We start from the raw sequence: 20,079 nt of genomic DNA on the forward strand, positions 1-20,079 counted from the left end.
CGACGAGGCGAGCGCCACCCCGGCCGCCGTCGAGCCGTTCACGGAGTTCGTCGCGATCCTCAGCCCGCCGGGCCGCCGTCGTCGGCCATCAGCCGGGACATGCCCTCGGTGAGGCTGATCGGCGGCGTGAACCCGAGGTCCCGCCGGGCGGCCGTGATGTCGAACCAGTGCGGGTGGACCAGCTCGTGCACCAGGAAGCGGCTCGGCCCGTGGGTGGAGGTGGCGCGCAGCAGCCGGGCGGCCAGCTCGGCGGCCGCCGCGGCGGCGTGGACCACGGGTGGCGGCACGGCGAACCACTCCACCCGATGTCCGGCGGCCCGCAGCAGCAGGGCGGCCACGGTGCGCAGCGGGGCCGGCTCGCCCTGGGTGACGAAGTAGGCGCGCCCGCCGACGGGATGGCGCCGGTGGAGGAGGTCGAGCGCCAACAGGTGGGCGTGGGCCGCGGTGCGCACATGGGTCGTGTCGATCAGGTTGGCCCCGCTGCCCGGCATCAGCAGGCGGCCGCCGCGCACCGCGCGGGCCAGGGCGGGCAGGAGGTGCGGATCGCCCGGGCCCCAGATCAGGTGGGGGCGCAGCGAGACGGTGGCGAGCTCCGGGCCGTCGGCCGCCAGGACCAGGGCCTCGGCCGTGGCCTTGGTGCGGGGGTAGGCGGCCAGGTGCCGGGTGGGGTAGGGGGCGGTCTCGTCGACGCCCGCGAGGCCGCCGGGCCGGAAGACGACGCTGGCGGTCGAGGTGTACACCAGGGTGGGCACGCCCTGGGCCCGGCACTGCTCGACGACATGGCGGGTGCCGAGGACGTTGGTGGCCCAGTAGGGCCCGGCCGGACCGCTGACGCCGGCCAGCGCCGCGTTGTGGACGACCGCGTCGCAGCCTGCGACGGCCCGGGCGACGGCGTCGCGGTCGGCCAGGTCGCCCCGGTGCTGGCGGACGCCGAGCCGGTCCAGGGCGGGGCTCGGGCGGCGGCTGAGCGAGACGGTCTCGGTGCCGCGGGAGACGAGCTGGCGGCAGATCTCGCCGCCGAGGAAGCCGCTGCCGCCGGTGACCAGCACCCTCGACGGGCCGCTCACCGCGCCCCCCGGGCCGTGCGGCCGGCGGCCCAGGCGGCCAACAGCACCCGGTTGATCTTGGCGTTGTGCCGGATGTCGGTCGGGAATCCCGGATGGACCAGCACCGAGGCGATCCGGCGGCCCTCCGGCAGGGCGTCGAGGACGCCGCGCAGCCGGCGCAGCGCCATGGCCCGCCCGGCCCTGTCGGTGCGCCCGCGCGCCAACTCCACGCAGAGCACCGGTCGTTGGGCACCGGCGGGTCCGACGCCGACCAGGGCGGTGCGGCGCACGCCAGGCACCGCGTCGCAGGCGGCCTCCACGCCCTCGGTGGTGAGGACGAAGCCGGCGCCGACGACCCGGTGGGCGCGGCGGCCGTGGAACCACAGGCGGCCCTCGGCGTCGAGGCGGCCCATGTCGCCGGTGCGGTGCAGCAGCCCGCGCTCGGTGACGATCTTGGTGGCGGCGGTGGCCCCCGGGCGCGCGTGGTAGGCGGGGCTGACGTTCGCCCCGGAGACCGCGATCTCGCCCACCCCGCCCTCGTCCGCCTCCAGCACCTGGATCTCGACGCCGGGCACCGCCCGGCCCACGCAGGTGCCGGCGCCCGCGCCGCCCGGCGGGGCGGCGCCGAGCTCCCGCGCGCCGACGGCGCTGATCGGCAGACACTCGGTGGCGCCGTACGCGCTGACCACCTCGGCCTCCGGCGGCAGCACGGCGCGCAGCGCCTCGACGAGGCCGGCGCGCGGCGGCGCGCCGAAGGACACCACCCGCCGCACCGAGGGCCAGCCTAGCGAACGCCGGGCACAGTGGTCGGCGAGCAGCCCGAGGACGGCGGGCGAGGCGGCCACCACGGCGGGGCGGTGCTCGAGCAGCGGGCGCAGCAGGCGGTGGGCCGGGGTGCGGGCCGGCGCCCGGTGGTTGACGGCCGGGGCGACGGTCGGCACGCCGAGGGCGGGGCCGAAGAGGGCGAAGGGCAGGAAGCCGGAGAGCAGCACCCCGCCGGGCGGCACGGCCAGCACCGCGCCGAGGGCGTCCAGCTGCCCGGCGAGCGTGCCGTACCGGTACTCGACGCCCTTGGGGGTGCCGGTGGAGCCCGAGGTGAACGCGATCATCGCCAACTCGCCGGCCGGTGGCTCAGGAACGTCGAACGCGGGCCCGCCGCCCTCGGGCACCAGCACCGGCAGCGGACTGCCGAGCCTCCCGAACCTCCCGAGCCCGGGCAGCGCGCGGCGGCCGGTGACCAGGGCGGTGTGCGCGTGGCCCCTGGCCCAGCCGAGGAGACGGCGCGCCAGGTGCGCCAGCGGCTCTCCGACGAACACCTGCGGGGCGAGCTCGCGCAGGCAGAACCGCAGTTCGTCCCTGGGCAGCCCGGGGTCGACCAGGACGGGGACCGCCCCGACGGAGAGCAGGCCGTAGACGACCGCGACCATCTCGTACGGGTCGCGGGTCATGGTGACGGCCAGGTGGCCGCGGCGGACGCCGGCCTCGGACAGGGCCTCGGCGGTGGTCCGGCAGCCCTCGGCGAGCTGGGCGACGCTGATCGAGCGGGTCGAGCCGTCCCGGCGGCCGGGCAGCAGCGCGGCGCCCTCGGGGCGCTGCTCGACGAGGCGCGCCACCCGGGCGAAGAGCCCCTGGTCGCTCATGGCCGACCCGCCGTGGCGAGGAACTCCCGCAGGTGGCCGCCGAGTTCGTCGGCGGCGTCCTCCATCAGGAAGTGACCGGCGTCGGGGTAGCGGTGGACCCGGGCGTCGGGGTACCGGCGGATCCACTCGTCGAGCACCGGCGGCGTGAAGACGGGGTCGCGCATCCCCCAGCCGACGAACATCGGCAGCCCGGCAAGGCCCTCGGCGGTCTCCTCGAGCAACTGCCAGGCGTCGTCGTCCCGGCCGCGCGGGATGGCCCTGACGTGGTCGACGACGGCCCGGCGGTCGTGCCGGTGCGCGTAGGGCAGGAGGTAGGCGCGCCGCTCGGCCGCGCCCAGCCGGCCGGCCACGCCGCGGCGCACGGCGGCGCGGGGAAAGGCGTTGGTGGCGTGTGCGAGGCCCGCGACCAGCCGGCTGTCCCTGATCCAACGCAGCGGGCGGGGCAGCCGGTGGCCCGACGGCCAGCGGAAGCCGATCGTGTTGAGCACGGCGAGCCGGCTGACCACCCCCGGGTTGCGCAGCGTCCAGGCCAGGCCGAACGGCCCGCCCCAGTCGTGCAGGACGAGACCCCAGCCCCGGTCCGGCAGCCCTCCGGGGCCTGTGAGGTGGGCGAACAGGGCGTGGAGGTGGGCGAGATGGTGTTCGATCCGGCCGGCCGGGTCCGCCGGGGCCGGGAAGCGCGGGGAGAGCCCGAGGCCCGGCAGGTCGGGGACGACGCAGCGGAACTCGGGGGTCAGGGCCGGCAGCAGCCGACGCCAGGCGTAGCTCCAGGCCGGGTTGCCGTGGAGCAGCAGGACCGGGGGGCCGTCGCCGACGTCCAGGTAGTGCTGGCCGGTGGCGGGGACGCGCCGCCACCGGTCGGGCGTGGGGTAGCCGGGCAGCCGCTCGGGCGCGAGGTCGGGCGCCGGCCGGCTGTGCGGGGCGAACGTCATCGTGGTCTTCTCCCGTCGGTCCCGGCCTAGAGCCGGATCAGCGCGAGTCCGAAGCTGAAGCCGCTGGCCATGCCGAGGAGCGCCACGGTGTCGCCCGGCTCGACGCGGCTGGTCTCCCTGGCCCTGACCAGTTGCAGGGGCAGGGAGGCGGCCGCGCAGTTGCCGTGCTCGGCGATGGTGGGCAGGCAACGGTCGGCGGGCAGGCCGAGCTTGTCGATCGTCTCGTGGAACTGCTGGGTCGAGATCTGGTGGAAGGCGACGAACGCGGCCTCCCGGGCGGCCTCGATCTCGGGCCCGGCCCGCTCGAGGACCCACGGCACGCTGTCCAGGGCCGCGTTCCGCAGCAGGTCGCCGTTGAGCCGGATGTAGGTGGGCTCGTCGTCCACCGGGCGGAAGTTCCGCGAGCCGCCGGCCTCGACGGTGCAGGCGTCCCAGGCCGACGAGTCGGCGCCGAAGGCCATGCTCAGCACCCCCGGGTCGCCGGCGCCGGCGGGGCCCGCGGTCAACAGCAGCGCCGCTCCGGCGTCGGAGACGGTGTATCCGGGCATGGCGCGGATCAGCGCCTCGTGGTCGGGGACCCGCCACCTGGCCACGTCGGTGGTGGTCTCCCCGCAGGCGATCAGGACGGTGCGGTAGCGGCCGGCGGCGATCAGGGCGGAGGCCGTCTCCATCGCGTTGAGCACGCTGTTGCACGCGTTCTTGACGTCGAAGACCGGGCAGTGGGCACCGAGTTCGGCGGCCACGACGTGCGCGGTGGCGGGCTCGGCGAGGTCCTGGCAGGTGGCCGCGAACAGCAGCAGGTCGAGCTCCCCCACGGCCGCCCCGGCGGCGTCGAGCGCCTCGCGGGCGGCGGCCACCGCCAGGTCGGACGCCTGCGTGCCGGGCTCCCGCACGTGCACGCCGCGCACCCCGGTGAGGTCCTCGATCAGCCCGGGCGGGGGCACATAGGCGCCGCCGGAGGCGGCGATCCGCTCCCGCGTCTCGCTCACGGTGCGGTACCTGGGCGGCAGATGGACGGCGGTGGCGACCAGACGGGCGCGCGGGACAGCAGGCACCAGGCCACGGTAATGCGACCAATCCCCAATGAGACTTTCTCTCTTGATATATCACCTGATAGAGGTAAATCTCGCGTGGCCGCCGCCGGTTCGGGTAATCCGGACGAAGGCGGTGACACCGCCAGAGCCACGACGGGAGGGACTGGCATTGGACCAGGAGAGCGGGGCGGTGGCCGTGGTGGGCGCCGGCTGCCGGCTGCCCGGGGGCGTCGTCGACCTGGCCGGCCTCTGGGCGACGCTGCTCGACCGGCGCCATGTCGTCGGCGAGATCCCGGAGAACCGTTTCGACCGGGCCAGGTTCGTGGACCCGGGCGCCCGGCGACCCGCTCGGGGCTATTCGGCCGTCGGCGGCTTCCTCGACGACGTCACCTCCTTCGACGCCGGGTACTTCGGCATCTCCCCCAGGGAGGCGGCGGGTATCGACCCGCAGCAGCGGCTGCTGTTGGAGACGGCCGTCGAGGCGCTGGACGACGCGGGCATCCCGGCCGAGTCGTTGGCCGGCTCGGACACCTGCGTCTTCGTCGGCGCGTCCGACACCACCCATCTCCAGTTCCAGCTGGCCCTCGGCGAGCATGTCAGCCCCTTCACCATGACCGGCGGCGCGCTCGCCATCACCGCCAACCGGCTGTCGTACTTCCTCGACCTGCGCGGCCCCAGCATGGCGATCGACACGGCCTGTTCCTCGGCGCTGGTCGCGATCGACCGCGCCTGCCAGGCCCTGGCCGCCGGAACCAGCCGCACCGCCCTGGCCGGCGGGGTCAACGTGCTGCTCTCCCCGGCCGGGTTCACCGGCTTCTCGCACGCCGAGATGCTGTCGCGCCGCGGCCGGTGCGCAGCCTTCTCGGCCGAGGCCGACGGCTTCGTGCGGGCCGAGGGCGCGGGCGTCGTCGTCCTCAAACGGCTGGCCGACGCGTTGGCCGACGGCGACCGGGTGCACGCGGTGATCGCCGCCACCGGCGCCAACTGCGACGGCCGCACCCGGGGCCTGGCGATGCCCAGTTCACGGGCGCAGGAGGCGCTGCTGCGCGCCGTCTACGAGCGGGCCGGCGTCGCCCCCGACGACCTGGTGTACTTCGAGGCGCACGGCACCGGCACGCTGGTCGGCGATCCGGCCGAGGCGGCCGCGGTCGGGCGGGCCTTGGGGCGGCACCGGGGGCGCGGGCCGCTGCCGATCGGCTCGGTCAAGTCCAACCTCGGCCACCTGGAGCCGGCGGCCGGCGTCGCGGGCCTGTTCAAGGCGCTGCTCGTGCTGCGGCACCGCCTCGCCCCGGCGACGCTGCACGCCACCCCGCTCAACCCGGCGATCGACTTCGCCGGCCTCGGCCTGGCGCCCACCGTGGAGCCCGTCGAGCTGCCGGGGACGGCGCGCGCCGCGGTCGGGGTCAACTCCTTCGGCTTCGGCGGCGCCAACGCCCACGTCGTGCTCACCCCTCCGCCGCCGGCACCCCGGGCGCCGCACCCCGGGCACGGGCGGCTGCCCGTGGTGGTCTCGGCGCGCTCGGCGAACGCCCTGCGCGAGCTCGCCGCCCGCGTCTCCGCGCGGTTCCGGGCGGCGCCCGCCGAGGAGTTCCACGACCTGGCGCACACCAGCGCCCTGCGGCGCACCGCCCATCCGCACCGCGCGGCCGTGCTGGCGGACGATCCGCGGGCGGCTGCCGCGGAGTTGGACCGGCTGTTCGCCGACGAGCCGGCGCGCGGGGCGCGGGTCCACCGCGCCGACCGGGCGGCGGTCTGCTTCGTCTACTCGGGGAACGGCTCGCAGTGGCCCGGCATGGCCGCCGACCTGCTGGCCGCCGAGCCCGTCTTCCGGGCCGCGGTCGACGAGGCCGACGCGGCCCTGGCCCCGCACCTGGGCTGGTCGGTCGCCAAGGAGCTGGCGGAGCCCGACGCGGCCCGCTGGCGGCGCACCGAGGTGGCCCAACCGGCGCTGTTCGCCGTGCAGTCGGGGCTGACGGCGCTGCTGGGGGCCGCCGGCGTGCGGCCGGCGGTCGTCCTGGGGCACAGCGTGGGCGAGGTGGCCGCCGCGCACGCGGCCGGGGCGCTCTCCCTCGACCAGGCGGCCCTGGTGATCGCCGAGCGCGGCCGGGTCCAGGGCGCCACGGCGGGCGGCGGCCGGATGGCCGCGGTGGGCCTCGGCGAGTCGGCCGCCCGCGCGGCGCTGGCCCGCCACGGCGGCGCCCTGGAGCTGGCCGGCGTCAACGGCGAGCGGGACGTGACGGTGGCCGGCGACGCCGACGCGTTGGCCGCGCTCGGCGCCGAGTTGGCCGAGGCCGGCGTCTTCTTCCGCGAGCTCGACCTGGACTACGCCTTCCACAGCCGGGCCATGGACCCCATCGCGGCCCCGCTGCGCGCCGCGCTCGCCGGGCTCGCCCCCACCGCCGCCCGGGTGCCGTTCGTCTCGACCGTCACCGGATCGCCGCTCCCCGGGGGCGAGTTGACCGGCGGCTACTGGTGGCGCAACGTGCGCGAGCCCGTCCGGTTCGCCGAGGCGGTGGCCCATGTCCTCGCCGAACGGGCCGACATCCTGGTCGAGATCGGCCCGCACCCGGTGCTCGGCCCCTACCTGCGCCGCACCGACGCCTGCCACGTGCCGACCCTCCGCCGCGCGGGCGACGGTCCCCGGGAGCTGGCGGCGGCGGTCGCGGCCGTGCTCGCCGCGGGCGGCGAGGTGGACTGGTCGGCCCACTTCCCCCGTCCCGGCCGGGTCGTGGACCTGCCGGCCTACCCCTGGCAGCGGGAGCGCCACTGGCACGGGTCGCCACAGGACCACATGCTGCGCACCAGCGGCAGCGGGCTCCTCGACCATCCGCTGCTCGGCGAGCGGCTGCCGGCGCCGCACCCGGTGTGGGAGGGCCAGGTGGAGCCGCAGTTGGTGCCGTGGCTCGGCGACCACGTGGTGGGTGGGGTGGTGCTGATGCCGGCTGCCGGCTGTGTCGAGATGGCGCTGGCCGCCGGGCGGCTCGCCTTCGGCGCGGCGGCCGAGGTCCGCCACCTGCGGATCGTCAGGCCGCTGCCGCTGGGCTGGCCAGACCCGGCCGGCGCCCGGCTCCAGACGGCCGTCACCCCGGACGACGGCACGCTGAGCATCAGCGCCAGTGAGGGGCGCGGCGCGGAGCGGCAGCCGGTGGCGCGGGCCCAGGTCCGGGCGCTGCTCGGCGATCCGCCGCCCCCGATCGACCCGGCCGCGGCGCGCGAGCGCTGCCACCGACCGGTGGCCGTCGCCGCGCACTACGCGGCCTGTGACCGCCTCGGCCTCGGCTACGGGCCGGCCTTCCGGCCGCTGCGGGAGCTGTGGTCGGGGGACGGCGAGGTGCTCGCGGGCTACCGGTTCGAGGGTTCCGTCGCCGGCTACCAGGCCCATCCGGTGGTGGTGGACGCGGCCCTCCAGGCGGGCCTGCCGCTGCTCGGCGACCGAGGCCCGGCCGACGCGGCCTTCCTGCCCACCGGGTTCGACGCCGTGCGGGTGTGGCGCTCCCCCGCCGCGTCCGGGCTGCTGCTGGTGCGCGAGCGGAGCCGCACCGCGCAGGAGGTGTGCTGGGACGTCACCGTCGCCGACGAGGACGGGCGGGTGTCCTTCGAGTTGGCGGGCTGCCGGCTGCGGCGGCTGCCCGGCCTCGATCGGGCGCCGCTGACGGTGCGGCGCACGGTGCTGCGCGCGGCCCCGCTCCCGGGCGCCGCCGACCCGGCGCCACCGCTGCCCTCGCCCACCGAGCTGGTCGCGGCGGCGGGCCAGCGGATCGACGCGCTGCGCGGCGCGCTCGAAAGCGGCCGGCACGCCGGCTTCCGCGCGGCCGCCCTCGACGCCACGGCGCGGTGCTGGGCGGCGGCGCTCGCCGGCCTGCTGCGCGACCCCGGCGCGCCGTTCGCCATGCCGGAGCTCGTCGCCGGCGGGCTGCTGCCCCAGCACCGCCGGCTGGCGCGGGTGCTGCTGCCGCTGCTGGCCCGGCACGGCCTGGCGACCGAACTGCCCGACGCGCGCTGGCGGTTGGCGGCCGGGCCGCCGCCGGACACCGTCGGGCCGCTGCGCCGGCTGCTGCTCGACCACCCCGCTTCGGCCGCGGAGGCCGGCCTGCTGACCCGGCAACTCCAGCATCTGCCGGCGCTGTTGCGCGGCGCCGCCGACCCGGCCGAGCTGCTGGCCGGCGAGCGCGCCAGGATCGAGCAGTTCCACGACGTCGGCCCCGTGAGCCGCTTCACCCACGGCGTCCTCAGGTCCGTGGTGGAGGAGGTGGTGCGGCACTGGCCGGCCGACCGGCCGCTGCGGGTGCTGGAGCTCGGCGCCGGGAGCGGCGGGCTCGCCGCCGCCCTGCTTCCCGTGCTGCCGCCCGAGCGCACCAGGTACACGCTGACCGACGCCTCGGCCGGCGCCCTCTCCCGCGCCCGACACCGGCTCGCCGCCCACGACGTCGTCGACCACCTGACCTTCGACCCGGGCGCCGAGCCGACCCCCCGGGGCCTGCCCACCGGCGGCTTCGACCTGGTGGTCGGCGCCCACGCGCTGCGCCGGGCCACCGACCTGGCCGCCACCCTGCGGCGGATCGGCCGGCTGCTGGCCGACGGCGGCCGGCTGCTCGCGGTCGAGTCGGACGAACTGGTGCCGCTGGCCGCGCTCTTCGGCACGCTCGACGCGTTCTGGCAGCGCGGCGACCAGGCGCTGCGCCCCGAGTCGCCACTGCTCGCCGGCGAAGCGTGGCCGCCCCTGTTGGAGCGGTGCGGCTTCGGCGACATCGTCCGCGTCATGGCCGACGCCGGCCCCGGCGGCGGCTGTTCGGTGCTGGTCGCCTCCGGCGGCCAGCGGGCCGACTCGTCCACCGGCAGCCCGGACGGCAGCCTTGCCGAGCCGGCGACGCCGGTGGCCGCCGTAGCCGGCGCCGGCAGGCCCGTGGCCGCGAGCGGCCGACCGGCCGAGGGGGCCGGGATCGAACCGGCCGCACCGCCACGTGCCCAAGTCGGCGGCGGCTGGCTGGTGGCCGCCGAGACCGCCGAGGAGGAGCCGCTGGCACGGGAGTTGGCCACGCTGCTCGGCGGTGCGGTGGTCCCCTTCGGGGCGTGGGCGGAGCCGCTGTCGCTGGCGCTGGCCGAGCCGCCCACCGCGCCCCCGACCACCGCCGGTCCGGCGACCACCGGAGGGCCGGCCGCTGTGGAGCCGCCGGCCGTCGGAGGACCGGCCGTCGTCCTCCTGCTCGGCGAGGCAGACGCGTGGGACGACGCCGCCGGAGCCGTCGCGCTGACCACCCGGCGCGCGTCCGCGCTCCGGGCGTTGTCCGACAGCCTGCTCGGCGCGCCGGGGGCGGCCACCGCCGAGAGCGGCACCACCGGCGGAGCCGCCACGGTCTGCCTGGTCACCCGGCCCAGCGGGCTGTTCCCGGCACCCGAGCGGCCCGCCCAGCCGGCCGACGCGGCGATCTGGGGCGTGGCCCGCACCCTGGCGAACGAGCGGCCGGATCTCACGGTCCGCCGGATCAGCCTGGACCGGCGCGGCGATCCGGCGGCCGACGCCCGCCGCCTCGCCGCCGAGTTGCGCTCCCCGGACGCCCGGGCCGAGGACGAGGTGGTCCTCACCAGGGGTGGCCGCTTCGTGCCCAGGGAGACCGAGCGGCCCGCTGGCGAGCCGGCCGTCCCGGCCGGCCCCGGGCGCTGCTTCACGCTGGCGGTCCACGATCCGGGGCCCGGCTACCGGCTCGCCTGGCGGGAGCGCGCCCGGCCCCGCCCCGGCCCGGGCGAGATCCTGATCGCGGTGCGGGCCGCCGCGTTGAACTACCGGGACACCCTCCAGGCCAACGGCCTGCTGCCCGCCGAGGCCGTGGAGTCCACGCCGACCGCCGCCGGGCTCGGCATGGAGTGCGCCGGCGTGGTCGCCGAGGTCGGTCCCGGCGTCACCGGCTGGGCCCCGGGCGACCGGGTCTTCGGCCTCGCCGCCGCCTCGCTCGCCTCGCACGCCGTGGCCTCCGCGCACGCGGTGGGCGCGATCCCGGAGGGCATGAGCGACGCGGCGGCGGCCACCCTGCCGGTGGTACTCGGCACGGTCCACCACAGCCTGGCCCGGCAGGCCAGGCTGGCGCCCGGCGAGACGGTGCTGGTGCACGGCGGCGCCGGCGGCATCGGCCTCGCCGTGCTGCAGCACGCGGAGGCGTGCGGGGCCCGGGTGATCGCCACCGCGGGCACCGAGGCCAAGCGCGACCTGCTGCGGGCCCTGGGCGTCGAGCACGTCCTCGACTCCCGCACCCTGGAATTCGCCCCGCGAGTCCGCGAGTTGACCGGCGACCGGGGCGTCGACGTGGTGGTCAACTCGCTGAGCGGCGAGGCGCTCGCCCGCAGCCTCGAACTGCTGCGCCCGGGCGGCCGGTTCGTGGAGCTCGGCAAGCAGGACTTCCTGCGGAACACGCCGCTCGCCCTGCGTCCCTTCCTGCACAACCTGGCGTTCTTCGGCGTCGACCTCGCCGCGCTGACCCAGGACCCGGCGTTCACCGGGCCGCTGCTCGCCGCCGTCGCCGACGGGCTGCGGGCCGGCGCCTACCGGCCGCTGCCGCACACCGTCTACCCGGCGGCCCGGGTGGCGGAGGCGTTCCGGCTGCTCCAGCACTCCCGGCACGTCGGCAAGGTGGTGGTCTCCTTCGACCCGCTCGACGGCCCGGTGCCCGTGGCGGCGGCGCCGGCCGCGCTCACGCTCGACCCGGACGGCACCTATCTGGTCACCGGCGGCCTCGGCGGATTCGGCGCGGCCGTCGCCGAGTTCCTGGCCGACCGCGGCGCCCGCCACCTGGCGCTGGTGAGCCGGCGCGGCGCGGCGGCGCCCGAGGCCGCGGCGGTGCTCGGGCGGCTCGCCGCGCGTGGCGTGGTGGCCACCCCGTTCGCGGCCGACGTGACCGACGAGGCGGCCATGGCGTGGGTGATCGCGGCCGTCGACGGTGGCGGGCACCGGCTGCGCGGCGTGGTGCACGGCGCGATGCTGCTGCGCGACGCGCCGCTCGCGGAGCTGTCCGACGACGATGTCCGCGCGGTGCTCGCCCCCAAGGCGGCGGGCGCCGCCGTGCTGCACCGGCTCACCGCCGACCGGGAGGTGGACCTTTTCCTGCTGTGCTCCTCGGTGACCGCGGCCGTCGGAAACCTGGGCCAGGCGCCGTACGTCGGGGGCAACGCCTACCTGGAGGCCCTGGCCAGGGCACGCCGGGCGGCCGGCCACGCCGGCACGGCCATCGCCTGGGGCCCGATCGCCGAGGCGGGCTTCGTCGCCCGCCACGAGCTCGGCGCCACCATGGCCGGCCTCGGCTTCACGCCCCTCCCGCCGGCCGAGGCCCTGGCCGCGGTCGAGCCGCTGCTCGCCGCCGGGGCCACCGGGCCACCCGTCGCGGGCGTCGGCCGCCACGACTGGGCCCGTACCCGCCGCCTGCTGCCCGTCCTCGCCACCCCGCGCTTCACGGACCTCGTGCCGCCGGGCGCCGCCGAGGCGGAGGACGGCCGTGCGGAGCTGTTGCGCTCGCTGGCCGCCATGCCCCGGGACGACGCGGAGCGCGCCATCACCGACGAACTGGCCGGGCTCCTCGCCGCCGTTCTGCACGCCGACCGCGCCGAGCTCTCCCCGGACCACCGTCTCGAAGAGCTCGGCATGGACTCGCTGATGAGCGCCGAGTTCCTGATCCGGGCCAGGGAGCGGTTCGACATCCGGGTCTCCCCCACCGAGCTGATCGGCGCCGGCCGCGACCTGCGGCACCTGGCCCGCCTCGTCCATCGGCGGCTCGGCACCCACCCGGCGGAAGGCTGAGCCGCGCCGTCAGTCCCCCAGCCGCTCGGCGTAGCCGTCCCGCAGCGCCTCCCAGCCGAAGTCGAGGGCGGCCATGCCGCGGATCGGGGCGATGGGGGCGCCGTCGAGCAGCCGCTCGGCGACGTCCAGACAGAGGTGCCAGCCGGCCGCCGCCCGGGCGAGCCCTTCGCGGTCGGCGACGGTGTGGCGCAGCGTGAGCCGGGTGCCGGTGGCGGTGGGCGTGAGCTCCCAGCGCAGCACGTCCTCGCCCCAGGAGTACTCGAGCAGCGCGGGCGGCTCGGCCCGCAGCACGGTGGCCTTCAGGCCCTCCGGGCTGTCGCCGTCGATCATGGTGAGGGTGGCCTCTCCGGGGGCGGAGAGGTCGCGGTCCGCGGTGTACGGCGCCCAGGCGGCGAGTTGGTCGGGCTCGCTCAGCGCGGCCCACACCTTCTCGACGGGATGCGCGAGGTCACGCGTGAAGACCAGCGTCCAGCGGTCGCCCACGGCCTCGCGGCCGACGGGGACGAGCGGGCTCGGCTGGTAGGCGTCGTCGGGCATGGCTACTCCAGGGAGTCGAGGTGGCGTTCGAGGGCGTCGAGGTGCCGGTCCCAGAGGGCGCGATACGGCCGCAGCCACTCGTCCACGTCCCGCAGCGGGCGGACCTCGATCCGGTAGACGCGCCGCTGAGCCTCCGTCCTGCGGGACACGAAGCCGGCCTCCCGCAACACCCTGAGGTGCTTGGACACGGCGGGCTGCCCGACACCCAGCGTCTCGACCAGCTCGTTGACGCCGCGCTCGCCGGTCAGCAACTCCTGGAGTATCCGGCGCCGCGTCGGCTCGGCGAGCACCACGAAGGGATCAGCGATCACCCGCTTATATTCCGCCTGACGTATATACCTGTCAAGGCATATCACCCGACTGAGCCTCAGCGCCCACGCAGCAACTCCTCCGTGTACTCGGCCAGCCGGGCAGCGTCGTCGGGGTCGAGGGTCCTCAGGGACGGGTCGAGCAGCCTGCCCCGGTCGACGGCCGTGAGCGGGTCCGACGGCGGGTGGTCGATCCAGTCGACGATCGGCCGCACCGACTCGGCGACGGGGCGGGCGAAGAGCCGCCCCAGGAGCCGGAGCGCGAGGCGGACCACGGGGCTCGGGTGCCCGTCGACCCCGCTGCGGGTGAAGCCGGGGTGGTAGAGGACGTAACGAGCCTTGCCATCACCCCGTTCCGCGAAGGCCACGCCCAGCAGGTCGTTGGCCCGGCCCGCCTGGAGCTGGGCGCGCACCTGGCCGTAGCGGCGCGTCAGTTGGGGGTCGTCCCACTCGATCCGGCCGGAGGTGCTGCCAACGCCTGCGACGTTGACGACGACGGGCGCCGGGGCGGCGTCCAACAGCGGGCGCAGCCGGTGGCTGAGCAGGTAGCGGCTCAGGTAGTAGAGGGCGAAGGTGAACTCGAGACCGTCCGCCGTCACCTTGCGCCTCGGGCTGACCCGGTTGGCGAACAACGCCAGCGCGTCAACCGCCTCATACCGTTCGGCGATGTCCGCGACCACCCGCTCGACCTCGGCGATCGACGACAGGTCGGCCCGGATGAAACGGAGTTCGGGGCTGGCGGCCTCGGCGAGCAGGGCGCGCCCCCTGTCCTGGTCACTGCCGACCACGATGACGCGGTCCCCACGGGCCAACCGCTCCAGGGCGGTGGCGCGGCCCATGCCCGTGGTCCCGCCGCTGATGATCACGGTCTTTCGTGGTTGGCCCGGCACGGTGTCCTCCATAGGCTCGGCATCGACTGATCCGATCCTCAGCCGCCCCGCCGCGCGCCGAAAGAAGGCAGTTTGATGTCCGGTACGCACACCGATGTGCCCTCGGTCCCGTCGGTACTCGCCCACGAGCTGCCGCGCCCGGTACCGGCCGACGAGTTCGCCACCTGCCCCGTCAGTGACGTGTTCCGGCGGGTGGGCGACAAGTGGAGCATGCTGCTGGTGATCCTGCTCGGCCACCGCCCGCACCGGTACAACGAGCTGCACCGTTCCATCGAGGGCATCAGCCAGCGCATGCTGACCCGCACTCTGCGCACCCTGGAGACGGACGGCCTGGTGCGGCGCGAGGTGCACCCGACCGTGCCGCCGAGCGTGGAGTACAGCCTGACCCCGCTGGGCGGCACCCTGCTGGAGCCGCTCTCGACGCTGGCCGACTGGGCGGTGCGCCACGAGGCCGACATCAACGAGGCCCGCTCCCGCCGGCCCGACGCGTGACGCCCTGCCCGGCCGCCAGGGGCAGTCGATGGCGTGGTCGTCGTCGCGCCGCGACGGACCCACCACCGCACGACGCCCGCGCCTGCCACTCCGCCGCACACGGGGGCGGCGCCGACGCGACAACCATGGGCGACACATACCCCCACCCGGTATATATTCGACGCGAGCGTAAGCCGTCGCCGACCGGGAGGGAACACGGTGAGCAACGTCGAGGGGTTCGTGGCCGCTGGATACGAGCGGGTGCGGGAGGTCTTCCAGGGGCTGGTGGACGAGGGGCGGGAGACCGGCGCCGGGGTGTCGGTATGGCGGGGCGGGCGGGAGGTGGTGCGGCTCAGCGGTGGGTGGGCCGATGCCGGGCGTCAACGGCCGTGGCGGGACGACACGTTGGTGATGCCGTACTCGCTGTCGAAGACGTTCGTGACGCTCGCCGCGCTGGTCGCCGTCCGGGACGGCGCGATCGCGCTGGACGAGCCCGTCGCCCGGCACTGGACCACCTACGGCGCGCGCGGCAAGGACCACACCACGCTGCGGCAGATCCTCGTGCACCGCGCCGGGCAGCCGCGTTTCCCGGCCGAGGCGGCCGGGCTCGACCTGCTCGACGACGCCGGGCTGCGGTCGGCGCTCGAAAAGGCCGCGCCCGAGTACCCGCCGGGCGAGGGGCTCGGGGAGCACGCCCTGACCTACGGCCACCTCGTCGACGGCGTGCTGCGGGCCGCCGCCGGCACCACGTTGGGCGAGGTGTTCGACGGCGTGGTGCGGCCGGCGCTCGGGCTCGACGCCTGGTTCGGCGTGCCGGAGACCGAGCTCGGCCGCGTCGCCGAGCTGGAGTACGCGCACCCCGACTGGCCGGAGCGGCTGCACGCGGCGCCGTGGCTCCGCATACCCGACGGGGCGCTCGACACCGGCCGCGTCAACGCGAACGACTTCCGGCGCGCAGTCTTCGGCGCGGTCAACCTGCACACCACGGCGACCGCCATGGCCCGGATCTTCGCCGAGCTGACCGACGAGGCAGGACCGGTCCGCGAGCTGCTCGGCCCCGAGCTGCACGCCGAACTCCTCGCCTCCCAGGTCACCGGCTTCGACGAGGTCTTCGGCACCCGGCTCACCTGGACCCTCGGCCTCATCCGCGACCGCGGCAAGATCGCCAAGGGCGGCATCGGCGGCTCCGCCGCCTGGTGGTCGCTGCGCCACGGCCACGGCTGCGCCTATCTGACCCGCCGCCTCGACGACCACGCCAGGGCGGCCGCGGTCGCGGCCGCCCTGGGCGACGACCTGTCGGTCGTCGGCGAGGACTGAGCGGCAGTCAGGCCTGGGCCACGGGAGCCTGGAGCTCCGTCACCCAGTCGTCGCGGTTCTCCGGGCACTCCAGGCTGACCTCCCTCGGGTACCCGGTCGACCGGTGGCCGTTGGCGTCGATCCAGTGGGCCAGGGCCTGGGCGGTGGGCAGGACGGTGTCCATGGAGCCCCGGTGCACGATGGTCGCGGCCTGCTCGACGGGCGGCAGGTCACGCACCACGAAGTCGCCGTCCTCCCGGAGGGGAGCGGAGACCTGGACGGCGGCGTGGACGAGGATCCGGCCGCCGCCCTCCGGGGCGTCCTCGTAGTAGGCGACGCCAGGACCGGTGGGGGTGATCCCCGCCGCGTCCAGGCGGCGGAACAACTCGTCGTAGAGGGGGCCGATGACCGGGCCGATGTCCTCCGGCTCGTAGCTGGCGGCGGTCGCGGTCAGCTCGGCCACCCGGACGGCCGGCACGGACTTGAGGATGACGTCGTTCGTGGGCATGTGCCCCTCGCTCTCGATCGACCGGAGCCTCGCCTCGACCCGCACCAGGCGCGCCGCCGCCTCGGCCATGGCGGCCTCCAGCTCGGCCCGCCGCAGCCGGAGCATGCCGCGCAGCTCCTCGACGCCCACCCGCTCGTCCATGATGTCCCGCACCTGCTGGAGGCTGAAGCCGAGGTCCTTGAGCGCGATGACCCGGTTGAGGCGGGCGAGTTGGGCGGCGGTGTAGTAGCGGTAGCCGGTGGCGGGGTCGACGTGGGCCGGCCGCAGCAGCCCGGTGGCGTCGTAGTGACGCAGCATCCGGACCGACACGCGGCCGTGCCTGGCGAAGTCTCCGATGGTGAACATGACGTCTCCGAGTCGACCGTCTCACACGGTGTGAGAGTCAAGCGACCATCCTGCCGGGCGTCGCTGTCAGTGGCGCGTGCGACAGTGCGAGGCGTGACAACAGAAGCGAAGGACCCGCTGGCCGGGCTGGACACGATTGACTGGGCCGGGCTCAACCACGCCTACGGCTCGGCCGCCGACGTGCCGGGGTTGCTGCGGGCGCTGTGCGATCCGGACGAGGAGGAGCGGCTCGGCGCCCTGGGGAAGCTGTACACCAACGTCTTCCACCAGGGCAGTCGTTACGAGGCCACGGCCCACGCGGTGCCGTTTCTGGCCCGGATCGCGGCCGACACCTCGCTGGCCGACCGTGACGCCGTCCTCGGGCTGCTGGCCGGGCTCGCCATCGGCTACGACGAGGCGCACCTGCCGGGCGGCGTGGACACGGCCGGCTGGCGGAGCCGGGTGGCCGAGTTCGTCGCGCGGGACCCGGCGGACCTGATCGCCGAGTTGGATCGCCAGGTGGCCGAGGCGCCCGACGAAGGCGAGCGCCGGGCCCGGGAGTGGCGCCGGCAGATGTTCGACTGCGCGTACGAACAGCGGGCGGCTGCCGCCGAGTTGGCGGCGTACGACGCGGTGCGCGGCGAGGTGCGGGGCGTGACGGCTCTGCTGGCGGACGCCGATCCCGGCGTGCGGACCGGCGCGGCGTACGTCCTCGGCTGGTTCCCCGAGGAGGCCGCGGGCACCCTGCCCGCGCTGCTCGGCCTGCTGGAGCGCGAGACCGATCCGGGGGTAACGGCCACCGCGCTGGTGGCCGTCGGGCTGCTCGGCACGCCGGGGGACGCCGCCCTCGCCGCCCGGCTCCGCCCCCGCCTCGACGCCGGGGATGCCGTGGTGCGCTGGGCCGCCGCGACCGCCCTGGCCCGCCTCGGCCACCCGGCGGAGGACGCGTCCGCGGTGCTGGCCGAGCTGGCCGCCGCCCAGGCGGAGCCGCCGAGCGCCGGCGCGACCGGCGTGCCCTTCCACGAGGGCGACCTGCGGGGCTACTCCGCCGCCAGCCTCACGCTGCTCGCCGACCGCCACCCGGAGGAGACGCTGAGCGCGGTCACGGACGGGCTGGCCGCCGCCACGAGCGGTCCGGCCGTCTTCCCCGTCGCCACCGCGGCCCTCCGGTTGGCCTTCGGGGACGAGCGGCCAACGCCGCTGCCGCCGTTCGCCGAGCTCACCGCCGGTCAGCGGCGCCTGGTCGGCGTGCTGGCCGAGCTGGACGAGGACACCTGGAGCTGGGTCAACTTCCTGGAGATAGTCGACGCCTGGGGCCTGCCGCAGCAGCGCGCGGCGCTGCGCGCCTACGCCGGCCGCCCGCCGGCGTAGGAGGGGCGCGTCAGGCGGCGCGGAGTTCGTCCCGCAGCCGGCGGGCGACCTGGCCCATCAGGGCCTCGGCGGCGGGCTGGATGCTCGCCGCCACCCGGGACTCGGTCAGCGCGGCGACGGCGTACGTCTGGCCGTCGGCGTGCCTGACCACCCCCACCTCGTGGCGGAGGTTGAGCAGGGTGCCGGTCTTGGACGCCCAGGTGGAGGTGTCGGAGACGAAGTCCGGGGCGAGGCGCTGGCGCAGCAGGTTGTCGGCCATGAGCCTCCGCACGCCCGCCGCCACGTCGGGGTGGACCGGGGAGGGGGTGGTCCACAGGGCCTGCAGGAGGTCCACGAAGGCCCGCGCCGTGCCGGCGTTGGTGCGGGAGACGTCGAACTGCGGCAGCCGGTGGCCCCGCCCTGCCGTGCCGGCGTCGATCGCGAGGGCCTGGGCGAGGTGCGCGTCCGGCCCCTGGAAGTGCTCCCACGGGGTGTCGGTGAACTCCCCCATCGTGTGGCGGACCGCGATGCCGCGCAGCCCGAGCCCGTCCAGGATCGCCCCGACCTCGGCGGGCGGGGTGAGCGCGAAGAGCGCGTCGGCGGCGACGTTGTCGCTGATGGCCATGGCGAGGTGGAGGAGGTCGTCGACGGCGACGCGGGCCGGGTGGCGGAAGCGGCTCAGGCCGGTGGGCCCGGGGACCGTGCTGCGCCCGGGCTGGACCTCGATCTGGGTGGCGCCGTCGAGCTCGCCGCGCCGGACGCGCTCCAGGGTGGCCAGGGCGAGCGGGACCTTCGCCAGGGAGGCGACGGGGAAGTCGATGTCGGGGTCGATGCCGAGCTCGTCGCCCGTCTCCAGGTCGCGGACGAGGAACGAGCCGCGCAGCCCGCCGTCCCGCAGCATGCCGCGCAGTTCGCTGAGCACCCGGCTGGTTCCGGTGGTCACGACACCACCTCGACGGTCTCGACCGCCTGCTCGGTGGCGCCGAGGCAGCGGGCGATCCCGCGCCCGCACACCTGCCGGACGCGGAGCGCGTCCGCGTCCGTCTCGTCCGCCACGACCAGCGAGAAGCCGCGGCCGAAGCCGGCGTCGAGCTCGCCGATCGGCCGCCAGTGGAGGCGGAGTTCACCGGCCTGCGCGGGCGAGCACAGCAGCGCGTCGCCGTGGCTCAGCACGTCGGCGGTGGCGGCGGCGACCGAGTGGGCGGCGGCGAGCTGCGCCGGGCGCAGCCCGACGGCGTCCCGCAGCCGGGTGAGGCCGTCCCTGACGTGGGGCACGTCGTCCTCGGACTGGAACCAGACGCGGCGGGGGCGTCGGTCGCGGTCGGTGCGCCCCGGCCGGAGGGTGTCCAGGTAGATCGGCCCGCCGCCGGGGTCGGCGGCGACGGCGAGGCCGAGGGGGACGGTCCATGTCGCCTCGGCGGGCGGCAGCGCCAGCAGGGCGGCGCGCACCTGGCGGGACCGCAGCAGCTCGGCGCGCTCGGCGGGCGGCCCCGGGCGCGGGTCGAGGCGCAGGCCGTGGCCGCGCGCGTCGGCGATGAAGTGGGCCAGGGCGCCGGTGGGGCAGGTGTCGGGGACGGCGAGCCGCAGCGGCGCGTGCCGAACGGCCTCGGCCTCGTGTTCGAGGCGGTCGGCGACCCGCACCAGTTGGGCGGCGAGCGGCAGGATGTCCCGGCCGAAGGGGGTGAGCGCGGCCGGGCGGGAGGACCGCTCGAGCAGCCGCTCGCCGAGGTGCCGCTCCAGCGCCGCGATGCGGCGGCTCGCGACGGACTGCGCCATCCGGGCCGCCGCCGCGCCGACCGTGAAACTGCCGCGCTCGCTCACGTTGACGAACGCGCGGCACGCCCCCACCAGATCCATGGCGCCACAGTATGCCAAAGCGGCATGGAACCGCGCGTTCAGGGCTTGGACGCCACGGGCCACGGAGCCGGAGGGTGGGCGCACGGGGAGACCCGGAGAAGAG

Annotated in this window: 14 protein-coding genes; 4 read left to right on the plus strand and 10 right to left on the minus strand. The window is 76.5% G+C overall.

Annotated elements, in window-relative coordinates; all coding sequences use genetic code 11:
* Positions 1-59 precede the first annotated feature (59 nt).
* Genes ACFWI8_RS18295 through ACFWI8_RS18310 form a run of 4 tightly spaced genes read right to left on the minus strand, consistent with a single transcriptional unit; the run spans position 60 to position 4,673 of the window.
* Positions 60-1,067, minus strand: a complete 1,008-nt coding sequence (locus tag ACFWI8_RS18295) for an NAD-dependent epimerase/dehydratase family protein (RefSeq protein ID WP_387092278.1) — start codon at positions 1,065-1,067, stop codon at positions 60-62.
* On the minus strand, positions 1,064-2,686 hold the full coding sequence (locus ACFWI8_RS18300; protein ID WP_387092281.1) for an AMP-binding protein: 1,623 nt from the start codon (positions 2,684-2,686) through the stop codon (positions 1,064-1,066). Before ACFWI8_RS18300 ends, ACFWI8_RS18295 begins: the two co-directional genes overlap by 4 nt.
* Positions 2,683-3,618 carry an alpha/beta fold hydrolase gene (locus ACFWI8_RS18305; protein WP_387092284.1) on the minus strand — a complete coding sequence of 312 codons (936 nt, stop codon included), beginning with the start codon at positions 3,616-3,618 and terminating at the stop codon, positions 2,683-2,685. The genes ACFWI8_RS18300 and ACFWI8_RS18305 overlap by 4 nt, the downstream gene beginning before the upstream one ends.
* A 26-nt stretch (positions 3,619-3,644) precedes the next feature.
* Positions 3,645-4,673, minus strand: a complete 1,029-nt coding sequence (locus ACFWI8_RS18310; protein WP_387092287.1) for a 3-oxoacyl-ACP synthase III family protein — start codon at positions 4,671-4,673, stop codon at positions 3,645-3,647.
* A gap of 148 nt (positions 4,674-4,821) precedes the next feature.
* Here ACFWI8_RS18310 and ACFWI8_RS18315 point away from each other — a divergent pair, with 148 nt between their 5' ends.
* Positions 4,822-12,435, plus strand: a complete 7,614-nt coding sequence (locus ACFWI8_RS18315; RefSeq protein ID WP_387092290.1) for an SDR family NAD(P)-dependent oxidoreductase — start codon at positions 4,822-4,824, stop codon at positions 12,433-12,435.
* A gap of 9 nt (positions 12,436-12,444) precedes the next feature.
* On the opposite strand, the gene ACFWI8_RS18320 is transcribed toward ACFWI8_RS18315, so the two are convergent.
* From ACFWI8_RS18320 to ACFWI8_RS18330, 3 genes are read right to left on the minus strand one after another with little or no spacing between them, the layout of a single operon-like run.
* The gene (locus tag ACFWI8_RS18320; protein WP_387092293.1) at positions 12,445-12,972 is read right to left on the minus strand and encodes an SRPBCC family protein; all 528 of its coding nucleotides are present in this window, start codon (positions 12,970-12,972) and stop codon (positions 12,445-12,447) included.
* 2 nt (positions 12,973-12,974) lie between these two features.
* Positions 12,975-13,283 (minus strand): ArsR/SmtB family transcription factor, encoded by a 309-nt coding sequence (locus ACFWI8_RS18325; protein WP_387092296.1) that lies wholly within the window; start codon positions 13,281-13,283, stop codon positions 12,975-12,977.
* A gap of 56 nt (positions 13,284-13,339) precedes the next feature.
* The gene (locus ACFWI8_RS18330) at positions 13,340-14,182 is read right to left on the minus strand and encodes an SDR family NAD(P)-dependent oxidoreductase (protein ID WP_387092299.1); all 843 of its coding nucleotides are present in this window, start codon (positions 14,180-14,182) and stop codon (positions 13,340-13,342) included.
* A 63-nt stretch (positions 14,183-14,245) separates the two neighbouring features.
* On the opposite strand from ACFWI8_RS18330, the gene ACFWI8_RS18335 reads away from it, so the two are divergent.
* Together ACFWI8_RS18335 and ACFWI8_RS18340 are read left to right on the plus strand one after the other, a co-directional pair.
* Complete coding sequence (locus ACFWI8_RS18335) at positions 14,246-14,662, plus strand: winged helix-turn-helix transcriptional regulator (RefSeq protein WP_387092302.1); 417 nt, start codon at positions 14,246-14,248, stop codon at positions 14,660-14,662.
* A gap of 198 nt (positions 14,663-14,860) precedes the next feature.
* Positions 14,861-15,958 carry a serine hydrolase domain-containing protein gene (locus ACFWI8_RS18340; protein WP_387092305.1) on the plus strand — a complete coding sequence of 366 codons (1,098 nt, stop codon included), beginning with the start codon at positions 14,861-14,863 and terminating at the stop codon, positions 15,956-15,958.
* A 7-nt stretch (positions 15,959-15,965) separates the two neighbouring features.
* On the opposite strand, the gene ACFWI8_RS18345 is transcribed toward ACFWI8_RS18340, so the two are convergent.
* Positions 15,966-16,790 (minus strand): MerR family transcriptional regulator, encoded by an 825-nt coding sequence (locus ACFWI8_RS18345; RefSeq protein WP_387092308.1) that lies wholly within the window; start codon positions 16,788-16,790, stop codon positions 15,966-15,968.
* A 93-nt stretch (positions 16,791-16,883) separates the two neighbouring features.
* Here ACFWI8_RS18345 and ACFWI8_RS18350 point away from each other — a divergent pair, with 93 nt between their 5' ends.
* Positions 16,884-18,140, plus strand: a complete 1,257-nt coding sequence (locus tag ACFWI8_RS18350) for a HEAT repeat domain-containing protein (RefSeq protein ID WP_387092311.1) — start codon at positions 16,884-16,886, stop codon at positions 18,138-18,140.
* 10 nt (positions 18,141-18,150) lie between these two features.
* On the opposite strand, the gene ACFWI8_RS18355 is transcribed toward ACFWI8_RS18350, so the two are convergent.
* Both ACFWI8_RS18355 and ACFWI8_RS18360 read right to left on the minus strand, forming a co-directional pair.
* Entirely contained in the window at positions 18,151-19,020 is an 870-nt protein-coding gene (locus ACFWI8_RS18355) for a serine hydrolase (protein WP_387092397.1), read from the minus strand.
* 38 nt (positions 19,021-19,058) lie between these two features.
* Positions 19,059-19,976: a LysR family transcriptional regulator gene (locus ACFWI8_RS18360; protein ID WP_387092314.1), complete on the minus strand. Its 918-nt coding sequence runs from the start codon at positions 19,974-19,976 to the stop codon at positions 19,059-19,061.
* Positions 19,977-20,079: the final 103 nt, after the last annotated feature.

The sequence above is a fragment of the Streptomyces sp. NPDC127098 genome (assembly GCF_042722465.1).
GTDB classification, from domain to species: domain Bacteria; phylum Actinomycetota; class Actinomycetes; order Streptomycetales; family Streptomycetaceae; genus Streptomyces; species Streptomyces millisiae.

Coding starts and splice junctions, on each gene's coding strand:
- ACFWI8_RS18320 (WP_387092293.1), bottom strand. CDS start 12,972: ATGCCCGACGACGCCTACCAGCCGAGCCCGCTCGTCCCCGTCGGCCGC.
- ACFWI8_RS18305 (WP_387092284.1), bottom strand. CDS start 3,618: ATGACGTTCGCCCCGCACAGCCGGCCGGCGCCCGACCTCGCGCCCGAG.
- ACFWI8_RS18330 (WP_387092299.1), bottom strand. CDS start 14,182: ATGGAGGACACCGTGCCGGGCCAACCACGAAAGACCGTGATCATCAGC.
- ACFWI8_RS18345 (WP_387092308.1), bottom strand. CDS start 16,790: ATGTTCACCATCGGAGACTTCGCCAGGCACGGCCGCGTGTCGGTCCGG.
- ACFWI8_RS18355 (WP_387092397.1), bottom strand. CDS start 19,020: ATGCTGCGGGACGGCGGGCTGCGCGGCTCGTTCCTCGTCCGCGACCTG.
- ACFWI8_RS18300 (WP_387092281.1), bottom strand. CDS start 2,686: ATGAGCGACCAGGGGCTCTTCGCCCGGGTGGCGCGCCTCGTCGAGCAG.
- ACFWI8_RS18335 (WP_387092302.1), top strand. CDS start 14,246: ATGTCCGGTACGCACACCGATGTGCCCTCGGTCCCGTCGGTACTCGCC.
- ACFWI8_RS18360 (WP_387092314.1), bottom strand. CDS start 19,976: ATGGATCTGGTGGGGGCGTGCCGCGCGTTCGTCAACGTGAGCGAGCGC.